The organism is Paenibacillus terrae, assembly GCF_000943545.1.
Classification (GTDB): Bacteria; Bacillota; Bacilli; order Paenibacillales; family Paenibacillaceae; genus Paenibacillus; species Paenibacillus terrae_A.
The window spans coordinates 1-17,355 of the sequence record NZ_JTHP01000060.1 but is presented as its reverse complement, the minus strand read 5'-3'; the positions used below and the strand labels follow the sequence as shown (position 1 = coordinate 17,355).

Below are 17,355 nucleotides of genomic sequence, written 5' to 3'. Positions count from 1 at the left end.
AATGTGATGGGGCAGTCATCAATCCGGTGTTTTTTCTGTCAAGGGTTCCTGAGTTTTATCATTGGACCAGCCGAGTACGTCAATCAGCTTGAAGAACAAGCTAAGGATAATCCCGATGATTGTAGCCAACGCCATACCTTTGAGGGTAACAGCGCCCCAAGTGAGTGTAGCACCACTGATTCCGACGACCAGTACGACCGTAGCAAGCAGCATGTTAGTCGGCTTGGCGAAATCAACTTTTTGCTCCACGAAGATTCTTAGACCGGAAGCAGCGATGACACCGAACAACAGCAAGGATACGCCGCCCATGACCGGAGCCGGGATATTGGAAACAATCGCCGAGAAGGTGCCTGAGAAGGACAATAGGATGGCAATGACAGCGGCCCCGCCAATGACCCATACAGAGTACACTTTCGTTAATGCCATGACACCGATATTTTCACCATAGGTAGTATTGGGCGTCGAGCCAACAAAACCAGAAAAGATAGTGGAGATACCGTTACCCAGCAGCGAACGATGCAGGCCGGGATCTTTGGACAGCTCGCGTCCGACAATATTGCTAGTCACAAGCAAATGCCCGATATGCTCCACGATAACGACCAGAGCGACTGGAAGAATCGTCAGCATAGCCGAGGTGTTAAATACTGGAGTGGTAATTGCAGGATGTCCGAAAAAAGGAGCATCGGCAATTGCTTGCGTGTTTACCATACCCATAAAATAAGCGAGCACATACCCCACCACGATACCAATCAGAATATGAATGATTTTGGCAAACCCGCGAAACAGCACGGCTCCCAGAACAGTGACACCTAGTGTAACAAGGGAAAGAGTAATGGTTTTGGGATCCGGGGTCCAGGCTTTGGTGGGGTCGGCATTGATAATGCCTGCCATGCCTGCTGCAACCGGAACCAGCTCCAGACCAATCAGGGCTACGATGGAGCCCATGACAGCCGGTGGGAATACAACGTCCAGCCACCGGGTTCCGGCATATTTGATCACCAGTGCAACAAGGCAGAAAATAATACCTGTAACAATGAAAGCGCCGAGGGCCATGGCATAACCATTGCCACCAGGGTTATTTTTAAGCACGAGACTAACTGGAGCGATAAAAGCGAAGCTGGAGCCGAGATAGGCGGGAATTTTGCCACGGCAGATCCAGATGTACAGCAATGTGCCAATTCCGTTCATTAGCAAAATCATGCCGGGATCGACACCGAAGATATTCGGTACCAGCACGGTACTGCCAAACATGGCAAACAAATGCTGTACGCTGAGCAGGAACCCGGGTCCTGCCGGAAGCTTTTCATTAACTTGAATTTCGCGTTGCAACGCAGTTCACTCCTTAGTTCTTTCAATTATTCTTATATACATTAATTACTTTTCGTATTTTTTTCAATATAATTCGTTTCATTTCGCCAACAATCCTGATTTCATTGACCTATATGTGTCGGAATGACACGACAATGCCAAACCTGTAATAGTTGACGTGTGACGTGGTAACCGTCATAATTATAGGAAATCACTTTTAAAAGGGAACCTTTGCGCGACATGATCGGCGGGTTCCATTTTGCATAGAAAGGACACGGAATAGAGCAGAATGGGGATAGAGCAATTACTTAAAAAGGCTGGGGCCTATACCAGAGAAGCAGATCTTATCCGCATCAGGGAAGCCTACGATTTTGCCGAGCAGGCCCATTCAGGCCAGACTCGCAAGTCCGGTGAACCTTATATTCTGCATCCGCTTGCGGTTGCTGATATCGTCGTTAATATGCAGATGGATACCATCTCCATTATCGCCGCTCTTTTACATGACGTTGTGGAGGATACGACGGTGTCTTTGGCGCAGATTCGCGAGCATTTTGGCGATACATGTGCGATGCTTGTCGATGGTCTGACGAAGCTGGAGCGTATCCAGTTCCGTTCCAAGGAAGAACAACAGAACGAAAATTATCGAAAAATGTTTATTGCCATGGCACAGGACATTCGCGTCATTGTCATCAAGTTGGCGGATCGTCTGCATAACATGCGCACTTTGAAATACCAGTCCGAGGAAAGCCAGCGCCGGATCGCTTATGAAACGTTGGAAATTTTCTGTCCGGTTGCGAACCGACTGGGTATTTCAGCGATTAAATGGGAAATGGAAGATATTGCTTTGCGCTATCTGAATCCTCAGCAATATTATCGCATCGCCAATTTGATGCATAAGAAGCGGGCAGAGCGGGAGCAGTTTATTGATAACGTTATAGAACGCATCGCTGAGAAGCTGGAAGAGATGGGCATTCAGGCCGATCTATCCGGGCGTCCCAAGCATATTTACAGTGTGTTTAAAAAAATGACGACGAAAAACAAGCAATTCAATGAAATATATGATTTGCTGGCGATTCGGATCATTGTGGATAACATTAAGGACTGCTATGCCACACTGGGCATTATCCATACATTGTGGAAGCCGATGCCGGGGCGGTTTAAAGATTATATCGCCATGCCTAAGGCCAACATGTATCAGTCCCTTCATACGACAGTAGTAGGTCCGAATGGCGAACCAACCGAGGTACAGATTCGCACGGTGGATATGCACCGTACTGCTGAGTTCGGGATCGCGGCTCACTGGGCCTACAAAGAAGGAAATGGTTCGAATAACACCAATTTTGAGGATAAAATCACCTTTTTTCGCGAAATTCTGGAGTTGCAAAATGAGGCGAAGGACGCGTCGGAATTTGTGGAATCGCTCAAAATGGACTTTTTCTCCGACCTTGTTTTTGTATTTACGCCAAAAGGAGAGGTTATTGAGCTGCCAGCCGGATCGGTTCCGCTGGACTTTGCTTTCCGGATCCATACCGAAGTCGGGAACCGCACAATTGGCTCCAAGGTAAACGGAAGAATTGTGCCGCTGGACTATCGGCTTAAAACCGGCGATATCGTCGAAATTATGACGTCCAAGCATTCTTATGGACCTAGTCAGGACTGGCTCAAAATTGCTCAGTCCTCTCACGCGCGCAGTAAGATCAAGCAGTGGTTCAAGAAGGAAAAGCGTGAGGAGAATGTCGAAAAAGGCCGTGAGAATCTGGAACGCGAGCTGAGAAAACGCGATATAGAGCCTTCGGTGTGGATGAGCGACGACAAGCTTCAGGAAGTTGCGCAAAAGTTTTCTTTTAACGATATCGAGGATATGCTGTCTGCCATCGGCTTCGGTGGAATTACAGCAGCGCAGGTCTGTACACGTTTGACAGAGAAGCTGCGACGAGAGCAAGAAGAGGCACGGCTGATTGAGCTGACGACCGCGGTCAAGGAATATAAGCCGCAGGGCGAACGGAAAAAAACACCGACCAATGGTGTCAGCGTCAGAGGCGTCGACAATTTGCTTGTACGTTTTGCACGATGTTGTAATCCCGTGCCGGGAGACGACATCATCGGTTATGTAACACGTGGACGCGGCGTATCTGTTCACCGCACGGACTGTCCTAACATCCCTTCGGGTACGGGCGAAGATCAGGCGCGTGTGATCGAGGTTGAGTGGGAAGAAGCCGCAGAAGTGAATTACAGCGTCGATATTGAGATTACGGGACATGATCGTAACGGCTTGTTGAACGAGGTGCTTCAGGCTATTTCAGAAAATAAAACCAGCTTCTCAGCCGTTACAGGCCGTACGGACAAAAATAAAATGGCGATGATTCACATTACGATTCTCATCCGCAATACGGATCATTTGCACTCTGTTGTTGAGCGAATCAAACGGGTGAAAGATGTGTACACTGTTCACCGGATTATGCAATAGCCCTTGTGGGTGTGAAAATAGGTTTACAGCCTTTGTAACGCATTTTGGTATAGAGACACGTTATGTTGCTAAAAGAGACGTGGCGTGCCTGTAGGAGGCTTTTAAAGGGCAAGGTTAAAGGAGACAGCGGACAGGCGATGAAGATTATTATTCAACGCTGTAAAGACGCTCAGGTAGCGGTTAATCAAAAGGTGGTCGGCAAGATCGGAACCGGATTGATGCTGCTGGTTGGTATTGGTCAGGGAGATACGGCGGCCGATGCCGTTTATTTGGCGGAAAAAGCAGCGGGATTACGTATATTTGAGGATACTGAAGGCAAAATGAACGACAGTGTGCTGGATGTTGGCGGAGCTATTTTGTCCGTCTCTCAGTTTACGCTGTATGGTGACTGCCGTAAGGGCAGAAGACCGAACTTCATGGGGGCGGCCAAGCCTGAGGAAGCAGAGAAGCTGTATGATTTTTTCAACAGTCAGCTAAGAGCAAAAGGCTTGGAGGTCGAGACGGGAATTTTCGGGGCCATGATGGATGTGTCATTGACCAACTGGGGTCCGGTAACGCTGATTCTGGATAGCGAACGTTCGTAACGTGGAGCAGTATAAAATGACCGTTTAAGGGGAGGATAATGTCATCTCCGCTGGTGTTTAGCCAGATGGATAGCTTTAAGGGTGACAGGAGAGACGAAGCCATGCGTCAAACCCCGAAAATGGACGGTTATCGAACTGCTGCACTTTTTTTTCCCGGTAGCATTCAGGAGGCAACCAGCCTCACTCGTGAGAGTGATACGTTATTGCAGCATGTTGCAGCAGCTATGGACAAGCCGGGACGTGGCGCTTTGCCACGCAGGTAGGGAAGGAGCCGAGAGGCTCCTTTTTCTTTTTCACTGTTTCGAATTGTTATAAAAATAGATCAAGCGGGTAATAACAAAGCGTGGTAGACAAATGAAAATTTGTCACAAACTTAACTTACAACTCATCTTGAGGATAACCGGAAAGGAGATCTGAACGATTATGAGTAAAATTGCGTTTTTGTTGGCCGACCAATTTGAGGATTCCGAAATGCAAGTGCCCTACGATGAATTAAAGAAAGCCGGACATGAGGCGGATATTATCGGGCTAAAACAAGGCGAAAAGGTGAACGGCAAGCAGGGAAAAGCAAGCTACACCATCGAAAAAGCCATTGCGGATGTGGAGTCAAGTGACTATGATGCTGTCGTTATTCCCGGCGGATCATCCCCGGAAAATCTGCGTCTGGATGCGTATGTTCTAAAATTTGTGACTGAAATTAATGAAGCAAAGAAAACGATCGGCGCGATTTGCCACGGTCCGCAAATTTTGGCGAGCGCTGATTTATTACAGGGACGGACGATTACAGCTTATCCTCCTTTGAAGGATGACTTGGTTAATGCGGGTGCGCATTTTGAGGATCGCGAGGCGGTTGTGGACGGAAACTTTATTACGTCTCGTACACCTAAAGATGAGCCTGCTTTTGTGCGTGAGCTGTTGAAGGTACTGTAAATTCCACTGGAATTCATGCTTGTACTATCCCATTTTGAGGAGGATTTGATATGGCAAAGCAAATTCAGGCTTATTTTCGCACTGAGGATGAAGCTGAGGGCGCCAGAGCTTCGCTGCAAGCCTATAGAACGGAGCATTTGGAAATAGGTGCGCTGGATGATGCGCTCGGCAGGGACACGCGGGTATTAATCCCAATGTTACCCTATAACAACACTGGCACTGCTGGCGCGGCGATACCTGTCGCTGGGGCTTATGGTGAGAACATTATTCTAGAGGCGGAGAATGGCGAGGCTGACCGTGGCACTGCACGCAGGGATTTGAACGAAGACCGCAGCGGAACGACGGATCACGACACAGGCCTACTTCATGCGACAGACGTCTACATTAACGGTGATCAGGATGAGTTGCGGTATGTATTGTCAGCGAAGGTGAATGATGCCGATTACGATGAGGTCATTTATAAGCTTCGTTCAAATCGTGGTTATGTAGCACGGCTGGATCAAAGCTGAAAAAATCGCCACAGGTTTGTCGACAAAATGAGGAATTCAGTTGTTATAGAAACGGCTGTAATACAATTGTAACATTCGAAACATCATTCCTTAATATTCGTTGTTTATAATAACAGCATGACCCCCTTTTGATATATCTTTTGAACCTGCGGACCGTTTCCGCAGGTTATTTTCTTTTTATAGGACTTATTTGTCTTATTGTGAAGGGAATGTCTTGACTTTGTCGAAGCGGTTCTTTAAAATCATAAAATAATGAAAAATGATTTGATGACGGGACCAAGTACTCCGAACCCACAAGCGCAGAGAGGAATTTCCAGGCTGTAAAAATTCCCTTGATGAGCGGACGAATGACTTCCCCGAGAACAGACGGCGAACAATTGAGGAATATACGCTTAGAGTACATGGTAATTGTACCAAATAGCCGATGATCCTGCATAATAGCCGTACTGCGCGTTACGGGCGTTATACGTATGAGCGGAGTCAGCGCAATGCTGACGGGCACTGAGCGTTTTTTACGCTGGTTGTCCAGGCAAACTCCGGAATGTGGGTGGTACCACGGGTGATTCGTAAACGACAATCCCTCGTCCCTGTTAATGCTAACAGGACGAGGGATTTTTTGTTTTATATTGAAAAGTGGAGCAAGAAGAAAGCGCACAATAAGAAATACAACGACGGGGGGATACGTTAATGGCCTTTCAAAAACCGACGGGAACACAGGATTTGCTGCCGGGCAGTGTAGAAAAATGGCAATTTGTCGAGGAAAAAGCCCGTGAGATTAGCCGCCGCTTTAATTATCGTGAAATCCGTACACCGATGTTCGAGCAAACGAATTTGTTCGTTCGGAGTGTGGGTGAAACAACGGATGTGGTGGAAAAGGAAATGTACACCTTTGAGGATAAAGGAAAACGTAGTATGACTTTACGTCCGGAAGGGACAGCAGGCGTGGTTCGCTCCTATGTGGAGAACAAGCTGTACGGGGAGCCGGATGTAACGAAGCTGTATTATATCGGTCCAATGTTCCGCTATGAGCGTCCACAGGCTGGACGTCAGCGCCAGTTCCACCAATTCGGTATTGAAGCTTTAGGTGCGGTAGATCCTGCACTAGACGCAGAGGTTATCGCTTTCGGGTATCAGTTCTGCCGTGAGCTGGGCTTGAAAGGGGTAAAGGTAGAGATTAACTCAGTCGGCAATGCAGCCAGTCGTGCAGCTTACCGTCAGCATCTGGTGGATTTCCTGTTGCCGATCAAGGATACGTTGACCAAGGAGAGCCAAGCGCGTATTGAGCGTAATCCGTTGCGAGTGCTGGATAGCAAGGATGACCAGGACAAATTTGGCGGTGCGCCTTCCATTTTGGATAGCTTGGACGAAGAATCCCGCACACACTTTGAGAAGGTGAAGCAAAATTTGGACGCCATGGGTGTGGAATATACAGTCAATCCGCGTTTGGTACGGGGGCTGGATTACTATACGTTGACCGCGTTCGAATTCAAAGCTGAAGGGATTGGAGCCATTGACACCATCGGTGGAGGCGGACGCTACAACGGATTGGTTGGCGATCTGGGCGGACCGGATCAGCCGGGTATAGGCTTCGGCATCGGACTGGAGCGGATTCAGTTAATTTTGGAGCATCAGGGTGTCGAACTGAACGAAGCCAAGCCGCTGGATGTCTATATGGTGGCATTGGGTGAAGCGGCAGAAACGGAAGTGACCAGACAGCTGTTCAAGCTTCGTCAAGCCGGATTTTCCGCAGAGCGAGATTATCTGGGTCGCAAAATGAAGGCACAGATGAAATCAGCAGATCGTTTTAAAGCACGCTTTACTGCGATTTTGGGCGAGGATGAACTGGTTCGCGGTGAAATTGCACTGAAAAACATGGAAACTGGCGAGCAGCGTACCGTCAAGCTGGATCAACTGGTGGAAGAGCTGGGTTAAGACCCAGACCATCTTTTATTATCATCTGTGATGCAGTAAGCACGAGAGACAACAAATATGTATTGAAGTAACCGAGTAACATTCAGTCGGGTGGAACTTCCTTCGGCTGGTCAGATAGCATCAACTACTAAAACATAAACAGGAGTGTGTATTATGAAAAGGAGTCATCAATGCGGCGCATTAACCCATGCGCATATCGGAGAAACAGTTACATTGAACGGTTGGGTACAAACCCGTCGTGACCTGGGAGGCGTACTTTTTATCGACCTGCGTGACCGCAGCGGGATTGTACAAATCGTGTTTAACCCGGCATATTCGGGTGACGCGCTGCAAATCGCGGACCGTGTTCGTAGTGAATATGTACTGGAGGTTACGGGTACCGTCGTCAAGCGTGATGCCGAAACCATTAACGCGAACCTGCCTACAGGTGAAATTGAAGTACGTATTACGGAAATTGAAGTACTGAATGCTGCCAAAACACCTCCATTCTTTATTGAGGATGGCGTCGAAGTGGACGAGTCGCTGCGTTTGAAATACCGTTATCTGGACCTGCGTCGTCCGGAAATGCACCAGACGTTGAAACTGCGTTCCAAAGCAGCAAAAGTATTCCGTGACTTCCTGGACGGTGAAGATTTCATCGAGGTAGAAACGCCAATTTTGACGAAAAGTTCGCCGGAGGGTGCACGCGACTATTTGGTGCCAAGCCGTGTGCATGAGGGTGAGTTTTTTGCATTGCCGCAATCGCCACAACTTTACAAGCAATTGCTGATGGTGGGTGGCGTAGAACGCTACTACCAAATTGCACGTTGCTTCCGCGATGAAGACTTGCGTGCCGACCGCCAGCCTGAATTTACACAGGTCGACATTGAGACCTCTTTCATGCAACAGGATGACTTGCTGCCCATGATGGAGCAACTGATGGTGAAGCTGTTCAGAGAGACGGTTGGTGTTGAACTGGAAACTCCGTTCCAACGGATTACACATGCCGATGCAATGGACAAGTACGGCTCTGACAAGCCGGATCTGCGTTTTGGCCTTGAGTTGATTCATGTCAATGATATCGTGGCAAGCAGCGGTGTGAAAGTATTTGCTTCTGTAATCGAAAAGGGCGGCGAGGTTAAAGTCCTCAATGCTAAGGGCTGTGGCACATGGAGCCGCAAGGATATTGACGATCTGGGTCCTTATGCTGCACGTTACGGTGCCAAAGGTCTGGCTTGGATTCAAGTGAAAGAAGGCGAATTCAAGGGGCCTATCGTTAAATTCTTTACACCAGAAGAAATCGAAGCTCTGCGAGAGCGTACGGGAGCCGAAGAAGGCGACTTGCTGCTCTTCTCTGCGGATAATAAAAAAGTAGTCGCTGATGTATTGGGCGCGCTTCGTCTGAAAATTGGCCGTCAACTGGGTCTGATCGACGACAACGTATACAAATTTGCATGGGTTGTAGACTTCCCGCTGCTTGGCTATGATGAAGAACAAAAACGTTATGTAGCAGAACACCATCCGTTCACTCGTCCGAAGGACGAAGACCTTGCCGTCTTGGACACAGACCCAGGTCAAGTTCGTGCTCAGGCCTATGACATCGTACTGAACGGCTACGAAGTGGGCGGCGGTTCGATGCGGATTTACAAACGTGATGTACAGGAGAAAATGTTCAATGCTCTTGGCCTGTCGCCGGAAGTAGCTAATGAAAAATTCGGCTATCTGTTGGATGCGTTCGAATATGGTACGCCTCCACATGGTGGTATTGCCTTCGGTTTTGACCGTCTTGTGATGTTGCTTGCGGGTCGTACAAACCTGCGCGAAACCATTGCATTCCCGAAAACAGCCAATGCAACAGATTTGCTGATGGACGCACCGTCCGAAGTGGATCAAGGTCAATTGGAGCAGCTTCATATCCGTCTTGCTCCGAAGCCAGTTGCTCCTAAAGCTTAAGACGAACATTTGATTCTATAAGTGCCTTATTTGGGCCTGTGAAAAGCGAAGAAAAGTGCCATGAACCCGTTACCCTCTTATGGATAATGGGTTCGTGGTTTGTATGCATGGAGTACAAGCATAGTGTCTAAATCAGTGAGGGAGGATATGTACCATATGCTGCATCAATTTTCAAGAACAGAACTGGCCATCGGGACTGAGGGTCTGGAGGTTATGAAAAATAGCACGGTAGCCGTGCTAGGTATCGGTGGTGTCGGCTCCATTGCAGTGGAAGCGCTGGCGCGTACGGGTGTTGGACGCATCATTTTGATTGATAAGGATGTCGTGGATATTACTAATATTAACCGCCAAATTCATGCGCTGACGACAACGGTAGGTCAAAAAAAGGCCGATCTGATGGTCGAGCGTGTGAAGCTGATTAATCCTGAATGTGAAGCGATTGCATTGAACATGTTTTATACGGAAGAAACGTATGAGGAGCTGTTCAAGTACGATCTGGATTATGTGCTGGATGCCTCGGATACGATTATTTACAAAATCCATTTGATCAAGGAATGTCTGAAGCGGGGCATTCCGATGATCTCCAGTATGGGCGCTGCCAATAAAATGGACCCAAGCCGTTTTCAGGTGGCGGATATCTCACAAACGAAAATGGACCCGATTGCCCGTGTAATCCGTACCAAGCTGCGCAAGGAAGGCATTACAAAAGGTGTCAAGGTCGTATACTCCGATGAGGAACCGATGAAGCCGCGTGAAGAGATTACGAAAAAAATCGTACCTGCGAACGCACCCGAAATCAGGAAGGCGAAGCAGCCGCCTGCGAGTAATGCTTTTGTACCTCCCGTGGCAGGATTGATTATGGTCAGTGTGGCTGTCAAGGATTTGTTAAACAACGCTGGCGTGTAAGTCTGAAAATAGTAGGTACAGATCGAACAACTTGCTGGAGGGTTTTGGTATGAAGGGTGGACTATGGTCCAGAAGTCTCGGTTTCAAACCCGAGCATCATTGGAAAAAGGAAGTGGCCGCTGGTGCCATTTCCTATTTTTCCGTTGTATATATTGTAATGGTCAATGCCACCATTTTGGCAGATGCCGGGATTCCATTACAAGGGGCAATGCTGGGTACACTGCTCACGTCGATTATCGGCTGCCTGCTTATGGCCTTTGGCGGAAAGTCGCCCATGGTTGTTGTACCAGGGATGGGGATTAATGCTTTTTTCACTTATACGCTCGTACACTCTATGAAGCTGAGCTGGCAGGAAGCATTGATGGTGGTCACCATTACAGGCATTTTATTCGCCGTTGTTGCATTTACGTCCTTGTACAAGCTGATTAGCCAGGCGATTCCCCATAATTTGCAGCACGGAATTACGGTAGGAATTGGTTTATTTTTGACCTTTATCGGGTTGCAAAAAAGTGGCATCGTGATTGCTCACCAAACGACTTTTGTCGCTATCGGCCATTTTAATGATCCAAAGGTAATCACGGCTTGTGTAACATTGCTGCTCGCTATTGTGCTGTTTGTGCGCAACGTGCAGGGAGGACTGCTGATTAGTATTTTGGCAGGAACAGGGCTTGCTTACGTGCTGGGAGCTGTAGAACCGACAAGCGGGGTGCGAACCTCTGAAACAGTGCGGCAGTATGGGCAATTGTTTGGTGAGTTATCCTTTTCAGGCATCGTTTCGGTAGCCTTCTGGATCGCTGTTTTTTTGCTGCTGCTTATTGTTCTGTTCGAAAACATTGGGATGATTGCAGCGCAGACCAACATGATCGGAAGACCGGACACGTTCAAGAACAGCCTGCGAGTGTTAGCGGTAACCAATATTTTTGCCGGTATTTTAGGGAGCAGTCCAGCGGTAGCGGCTGCGGAATCGACGGCGGGTATTGCAGCAGGAGGTCGCTCAGGGGCGACGCCGCTGGTCACTGCCATTTTATTCGGGGCAACCTTCTTTTTTATTCCGTTGCTAGCTTACATTCCGGATAGTGCCATTGCACCCGTGCTCATCATCATTGGCGGTCTGATGGTGCAAAATGTGCGTGAAATGGATTTTAGTGATTTTACCGAGGCGTTTCCTGCATTTCTGGTCATGGTGATGATGCCTTTTACTTATAGCATTGTAGACGGGATGGCATTTGGTTTTATTGCATATCCCGTAGCCAAACTTGCAGCAGGGCGCGGCAAGGAAGTGCCTGTCGCATTGTATATTATTTCCGTGCTATTTGTGGCTAACTTTGTGCTTCATTCTCTGGTGTAGTAAACTCAAATTTAGGCACTATTCATACCCGCGCAGAGCGCGGGTGTTGTTGTTTGGACAAGAATGGTCAGACAGGAAGCGAGGTAAATGGTTTATGGAAAAGGAACATCATCTACAGCAGGATGAACAGCAGGATCGAATGAAGGAAAAGCCGGATAAAAAACCCGATAAGGCTGGCATGGGCCGATTTGTCAAATTGATTGCAAGTGCACATCCTCCCAAGGCCATTCTCGTGATCGCCCTGATTCTGACCTTGATTCAGACGACTGCCGGTTTAATTGTACCGCTGATGACCAAGGGACTGATCGACGGTTTGACCTTTTCTTCATTGAACCGAATGGTCATTCTTGGCTTGCTTGGGGCCTTCGTGCTCCAGGCTGTGGCTTCAGCGGTTTCCATTTATATGCTGAACTATGCCGGACACAAAATTGTGGCTAATTTGCGCAAACGCTTATGGCATAAAATTTTGTCTCTTCCCATTCCGTATTTTGACCGGAATCGTTCCGGGGATACGATGAGTCGTGTCACCAATGATACAAGTCTGATTATGAACCTGATTACGGAGTATCTTGTGAATCTGATTTCTAACGTAATTGCCATTATTGGCGGTATTGCCTTGCTTTTTTATCTGGATTGGGTCATGACACTCATTATTATGGCTATCGTTCCATTAACTGCGCTGATTTTATTTCCCGTGGGCAGGAAAATGTACCGTATATCCAAAAAGCAGCAGGATGAGATGGCTGATCTGACTTCGGTACTGAGTCAGGTTATCGGAGAGATCAGGCTGGTAAAGGCGTACGGGACGGAAAGCAGGGAAGCACAGGCCGGAGAGGATCGGATTTACCGGATGTTCCGTTTTGGCTTGCAGGAATCTCGTATTTTGGCGTTGGTAGGTCCCATTTCTACCTTCCTGCTGACCGCAGTGCTGGTCATTATTTTGGGTGTAGGTGGTGTACGAGTGGCATCGGGCGTCCTGACTGCCGGGGATTTGGTAGCTTTTATTTTGCTGCTGTTTCAGGTGATTACACCGATGGCCCAGTTCACGACCTTATATTCACGTCTGCAAAAGGTGGTGGGTGCCACGGAACGAATTCAGACGATTTTGGATCATGAAGAGGAGCCGCTGGAATTGAAGCAGGAAGCAACAAAAGAAAGCAGGGATATCGTGCTGCGTGATGTTGCCTTTTCCTATACTGAAGGTGAAGAGGTTCTTCATCATGCCAGTTTGGTCATTCCGGCAAACCGGACAACTGCATTTGTTGGACCGAGCGGAAGCGGCAAGTCCACGCTGTTTTCGTTGCTGGAACGTTTTTATGTACCGGATACGGGAGAGATTCGTTATGGAGATGAACCGATATCGTTGTATACATTATCCTCCTGGCGCTCCAAAATTGGCTATGTGTCGCAGGAAAGCTCGATGATGACCGGAACGGTCAGAGATAATATTACGTATGGCTTGGGACGGGAAGCTGATCTGGAGGAAGTGAGACAGGCAGCCACGATGGCGTACGCGGATGCGTTTATTATGGATTTACCGCAAGGCTATGAGACTGAAGTGGGTGAGCGGGGAATGAAGCTCTCTGGCGGGCAACGTCAACGGATTGCCATTGCTCGTGCGCTTCTACGTAGCCCGGATATTCTTATGCTGGACGAGGCTACATCCAGTCTGGACAGTTCATCCGAGCATGAGGTGCAAAAAGCGCTGGCGAATTTGATGGAAGGTCGTACGACGATTGTTATCGCTCACCGTTTGTCTACTGTGGTTCATTCCGATCAAATTATTGTGTTGGACAAGGGTAAGGTAACCGGTGCAGGAACCCACACGGAGCTGATTGAATCCCATGAGGTGTACCGAGAGCTGGCTCAGAAGCAGTTTGTGGAAGTGTGAGGGAGAGGAGTATGGAGCGTTTGAGGCCGCTTCGCGTGTGATTTGATCCTCCGATCGCTGTTGCCTCTGAATTCCTCTGATTGTAATAAGACAGAAGGTTGGAATTTAGAGGCAAAGGCGAACGCTCCGCTTCTTCGGATTCAAATCACCCGCTTCGCTGGTGCCGCAAGGGTCCATACTTTATGTGAAGGGCAGGGGAAGTTCAAGGGCTAAGAACAAGAGCATAAGAGCATAAGAACATAAGAACAGATGTATGAGTGGAAGAAGTGGTTTGAAGTGAATTTGGGGATTTGGTTAGAAGCGGTTTGGTTATATTACTGGGCGTGTTCATATGTGAAAATGGAGGGCCGTCTTGAAATGAGAGCAGGACGGTTTTTTTGTACATGGAAATGGGCGTATTAGGAAATAAGGTTGGATTTTTTGGGTTTAATGTGTTACGCTTACTTTCCTTTTTTTGTGTCGGAGCAAATGAATGGGATACAAAAATCGAGACTTGATATTCTTAGGAGGTAACTGAAATGGAGAACGGGTTTCAAAGTGCCTATCAAGAAGAACAGCACAGGCTGTCGCTTGCTATGGAGGAAATTGATCGCAGATTGGAACGGCTTCGCAATACGCCGGTGTACACGGGACATGATTTTACGGAGCAGGTGCTGGAATCCGGGCGGGAGGAAAAACGCCAGGCTTTGGCAAAAAGTGCGCAGGAGCCTTATTTTGGACGCATGGATTTTGACGAACGTGGCAGGGGACAGCGTAAGCCGCTCTACATCGGCAAAATCGGAGTGGAGCGCGAGGAAGCGTTTGCGTATCCGCTTGTGATTGATTGGCGCGCGCCGATTGCCAGCTTGTTTTATTCTTTTACAGGCGGTGAAGAAACCGCGTCCTACGAAGCTCCTGAGGGAACGATTGAGGGCTTGGTGTATCTAAAGCGCAACGTTGTCATTCGTAAAAGAATACTGGAACGGGTAGCTGATACGTACAACCGTGAAAGCGACGAGCCTGCGGTTTCCGATGAATTTCTCGTCTATCGTCTGGGAGAGAACAAGGATAACCGATTGCGGGATATCGTATCTACGATTCAGGCAGAGCAGGATCAAATCATTCGTGCCGCTAAAAATACAGCCCTCGTCATTCAAGGGGTAGCGGGTAGTGGCAAGACGACGGTAGCGCTGCATCGTCTCGCATTTTTGCTGTATCAATACAAGGAGCAAGTATCGGCGGACAAGATGGTTATTTTTGCACCGAATCATATGTTTCTCGATTATATTTCAGATGTACTTCCAGAGCTGGGGGTTGGAAATATTCAGCAAAGTACATTTGCGGACTGGGCGCTTCATTTGTTGGGTCTGGATTTACCTATAGCTGATCCTGCTGAAACGTTAGCTTATTGGTTTGAAAGCGGCAGCCTCAGAACGGAATCTATGGATGAGGCGCCAGGACGATTCAAAGGTTCGATTCACTTCATGAAGCTGCTTCAAGCTTTTGTGGAACGGCTGGAGCCTGTCTCGGTCCCGGAGGGAGATTTTTCACCATGGGATGGGGCGGTGCTCCCGCGAGCCGAGATTTTGAACTGGTTCAATGAGGAATACAAGCCCTATCCGCTCGCGAAGCGAAAAGAACGTGTGCTTGCAAGAGTTCATCGCTGGATTGAAATGGAGCTGAAAAAGTCGCCCTCGGCGGCTGCGCTCAAGGAATGCAAGAAAAAAGCGGGACCCCGGGAAAAGGCATATGCTAAAAAATGGCCCCAATACGACGCGCTGACGCTTTACAAGCAGCTTTTTCAGGCAGCAAAAGGATTACCCGCAGACACGGCTGCGGAGCTGAAGGCTTCTTTGCCTGCTGCTATTTTTAAGACCACACAGTCGGACCTGCGTAAACAGGTTATCCGCGAAGAGGATCTTACTGCCTTGGTATATCTTCATGTGCTGATTCATGAGGTAGAATCGTCGCAACGTTTTGACCATGTGGTCATTGATGAAGCGCAGGATTTTTCACCTTTTCATATCGCATTGCTGGATTTGTTCGTTAAAGGGCATTCCTTCACGATATTGGGTGATCTGTCACAGGGCATTCACGAATACCGTGGCGTACATGCGTGGGAGGAAATGAGTTCTCTTTTTGCGCCGGAACATACGGGATATTTTGCACTTACCCGAAGCTACAGATCAACGCTGGAAATTATAGAATTTGCAAATACGATTTTGGAGCAGGGGGTTCGCGGCGGCATTACGGCCGTTCCGGTATTCCGTAGCGGCGATCCGGTGCGTACACTGCCATACGGTACATCGGGGCGTGAACAGAGTTTGCTGACCGCTCTGCAAGAGCTTTCTTCCAAGGAATACCGTACTGTATCTGTGCTGACACGTACCTTGAAGGAGGCAGTGGAGCTGCATGAGGCTTTTACGAATGCAGGGTTAGGTGTGAATCTGATTGACGGCGGTAAAAAGCAATACGAAGGCGGATTGTCCGTTCTGCCTGTGTACCTGTCCAAAGGGCTGGAGTTCGACGCAGTCATTGTAGCGGATGCCGACCGAGAACATTATGGAGAGCTGGCATGGGATGCCAAGCTGCTGTATGTGGGCTGTACTCGTGCGCTGCATGAGCTGTGGTTGTTACATGAGGGCACTCTTCCGAGTTATGTACAGGAACAGGTGAAGTAAGGAAAGGGTATTTTAAATTAGCGTCTAAGTGGATGCGTAGTAACTGCTTAAGCTACCATAATGGTGAACATCATGGGAGTCATATGTCATATCAGTAACAAGAACAGCCACGAAATTTATCTTTCGTTCGGCTGTTCTTTCTTTTGCTTGCCAGGTTGCAGGTATGTAAATATATAGCTATGCCGTGACCGTGCTATCTGCAACTTGTCTGTGGGTATGGTAGAATAAAAGGCGGTTCATACCGTTTTTAGGATGATAGATCGCTTGAATTTTCAGGTTTTTCAACTGCATGAGCGAACGCGATGTATATGGACCCCGCAGGGGTAGAGTGTTCCCTCATATCACCATAAGGAAGTGAATGAAATGGACTTATTTTCATATTCCCAGGATTCGACGCCAAGCAATCGACTCCTTGCTGACCGACTGCGCCCGACTTCGCTGGACGAATATATTGGACAGGAGCATGTCGTTGGTCCGGGCAAGCTGCTGCGAAGAGCTATAGAGGCAGATCAGGTTTCTTCCATACTCCTGTACGGGCCGCCGGGATGTGGCAAGACGACGCTGGCGCATATCATTTCACAACACACGCAAGGCGAATTTGTTCGCCTGAATGCAGTGGAAGCGTCAGTGAAGGACGTGAGGGAAGTCATTGACCGCGCACAAACGAATAAATCTATGTACGGCAAAAAGACGATCCTGTTTCTCGATGAGGTACATCGTTTCAACAGCTCACGCCAGGATGCACTGCTGCCTGCGGTGGAAAAGGGTACGATCGTGTTTATCGGCGCCACCACCGAAAACCCTTTTCACTATGTAAACGGCGCCTTGCTGAGCCGCTCTACGTTATTTCAGCTCGAATCGCTGACGCAGGCGCATTAGTCGTCGTGT

12 protein-coding genes and 1 pseudogene are annotated in these 17,355 nt (G+C 48.3%); 12 read left to right on the top strand and 1 reads right to left on the bottom strand.

The genetic code is table 11. The features are described from left to right. Nucleotides 1-18: 18 nt before the first annotated feature. Complete coding sequence (uraA, locus tag QD47_RS23125; RefSeq protein ID WP_044648345.1) at nucleotides 19-1,329, bottom strand: uracil permease; 1,311 nt, start codon at nucleotides 1,327-1,329, stop codon at nucleotides 19-21. A 268-nt stretch (nucleotides 1,330-1,597) separates the two neighbouring features. Between uraA and QD47_RS23120 the strand changes: the two genes are divergently transcribed. The 12 genes and pseudogenes from QD47_RS23120 to QD47_RS23070 form a co-directional block, all read left to right on the top strand. Next, complete coding sequence (locus QD47_RS23120) at nucleotides 1,598-3,775, top strand: RelA/SpoT family protein (RefSeq protein WP_044648344.1); 2,178 nt, start codon at nucleotides 1,598-1,600, stop codon at nucleotides 3,773-3,775. Nucleotides 3,776-3,912: 137 nt separating this feature from the next. Next, nucleotides 3,913-4,359: a D-aminoacyl-tRNA deacylase gene (gene dtd, locus QD47_RS23115; protein ID WP_044648343.1), complete on the top strand. Its 447-nt coding sequence runs from the start codon at nucleotides 3,913-3,915 to the stop codon at nucleotides 4,357-4,359. A 38-nt stretch (nucleotides 4,360-4,397) separates the two neighbouring features. After that, complete coding sequence (locus QD47_RS32635) at nucleotides 4,398-4,622, top strand: hypothetical protein (protein ID WP_152643857.1); 225 nt, start codon at nucleotides 4,398-4,400, stop codon at nucleotides 4,620-4,622. Nucleotides 4,623-4,782: 160 nt separating this feature from the next. Continuing rightward, nucleotides 4,783-5,289, top strand: coding sequence for a type 1 glutamine amidotransferase domain-containing protein (locus QD47_RS23110; RefSeq protein WP_044648342.1), 507 nt, complete (start codon nucleotides 4,783-4,785; stop codon nucleotides 5,287-5,289). Nucleotides 5,290-5,339: 50 nt separating this feature from the next. Continuing rightward, nucleotides 5,340-5,798 carry a hypothetical protein gene (locus QD47_RS23105; protein ID WP_044648341.1) on the top strand — a complete coding sequence of 153 codons (459 nt, stop codon included), beginning with the start codon at nucleotides 5,340-5,342 and terminating at the stop codon, nucleotides 5,796-5,798. A 687-nt stretch (nucleotides 5,799-6,485) separates the two neighbouring features. Beyond that, nucleotides 6,486-7,730: a histidine--tRNA ligase gene (hisS, locus tag QD47_RS23100; protein WP_044648340.1), complete on the top strand. Its 1,245-nt coding sequence runs from the start codon at nucleotides 6,486-6,488 to the stop codon at nucleotides 7,728-7,730. Between the two features lie 153 nt (nucleotides 7,731-7,883). Then, nucleotides 7,884-9,662: an aspartate--tRNA ligase gene (gene aspS / locus QD47_RS23095; RefSeq protein ID WP_044648339.1), complete on the top strand. Its 1,779-nt coding sequence runs from the start codon at nucleotides 7,884-7,886 to the stop codon at nucleotides 9,660-9,662. A 156-nt stretch (nucleotides 9,663-9,818) separates the two neighbouring features. Continuing rightward, on the top strand, nucleotides 9,819-10,568 hold the full coding sequence (locus QD47_RS23090; RefSeq protein WP_044648338.1) for a tRNA threonylcarbamoyladenosine dehydratase: 750 nt from the start codon (nucleotides 9,819-9,821) through the stop codon (nucleotides 10,566-10,568). A 49-nt stretch (nucleotides 10,569-10,617) separates the two neighbouring features. After that, nucleotides 10,618-11,916, top strand: coding sequence for an NCS2 family permease (locus tag QD47_RS23085; RefSeq protein WP_044648337.1), 1,299 nt, complete (start codon nucleotides 10,618-10,620; stop codon nucleotides 11,914-11,916). Nucleotides 11,917-12,055: 139 nt separating this feature from the next. Further along, the gene (locus QD47_RS23080) at nucleotides 12,056-13,807 is read left to right on the top strand and encodes an ABC transporter ATP-binding protein (protein WP_200893503.1); all 1,752 of its coding nucleotides are present in this window, start codon (nucleotides 12,056-12,058) and stop codon (nucleotides 13,805-13,807) included. Nucleotides 13,808-14,325: 518 nt separating this feature from the next. Beyond that, nucleotides 14,326-16,467, top strand: a complete 2,142-nt coding sequence (locus QD47_RS23075; RefSeq protein ID WP_044648335.1) for a HelD family protein — start codon at nucleotides 14,326-14,328, stop codon at nucleotides 16,465-16,467. Nucleotides 16,468-16,830: 363 nt separating this feature from the next. After that, nucleotides 16,831-17,343: pseudogene (locus QD47_RS23070) on the top strand (AAA family ATPase); the annotation flags it as partial. Nucleotides 17,344-17,355: the final 12 nt, after the last annotated feature.

Coding starts and splice junctions, on each gene's coding strand:
- QD47_RS23120 (WP_044648344.1), top strand. CDS start 1,598: ATGGGGATAGAGCAATTACTTAAAAAGGCTGGGGCCTATACCAGAGAA.
- dtd (WP_044648343.1), top strand. CDS start 3,913: ATGAAGATTATTATTCAACGCTGTAAAGACGCTCAGGTAGCGGTTAAT.
- QD47_RS32635 (WP_152643857.1), top strand. CDS start 4,398: ATGTCATCTCCGCTGGTGTTTAGCCAGATGGATAGCTTTAAGGGTGAC.
- QD47_RS23110 (WP_044648342.1), top strand. CDS start 4,783: ATGAGTAAAATTGCGTTTTTGTTGGCCGACCAATTTGAGGATTCCGAA.
- QD47_RS23105 (WP_044648341.1), top strand. CDS start 5,340: ATGGCAAAGCAAATTCAGGCTTATTTTCGCACTGAGGATGAAGCTGAG.
- hisS (WP_044648340.1), top strand. CDS start 6,486: ATGGCCTTTCAAAAACCGACGGGAACACAGGATTTGCTGCCGGGCAGT.
- aspS (WP_044648339.1), top strand. CDS start 7,884: ATGAAAAGGAGTCATCAATGCGGCGCATTAACCCATGCGCATATCGGA.
- QD47_RS23090 (WP_044648338.1), top strand. CDS start 9,819: ATGCTGCATCAATTTTCAAGAACAGAACTGGCCATCGGGACTGAGGGT.
- QD47_RS23085 (WP_044648337.1), top strand. CDS start 10,618: ATGAAGGGTGGACTATGGTCCAGAAGTCTCGGTTTCAAACCCGAGCAT.
- QD47_RS23080 (WP_200893503.1), top strand. CDS start 12,056: ATGAAGGAAAAGCCGGATAAAAAACCCGATAAGGCTGGCATGGGCCGA.
- QD47_RS23075 (WP_044648335.1), top strand. CDS start 14,326: ATGGAGAACGGGTTTCAAAGTGCCTATCAAGAAGAACAGCACAGGCTG.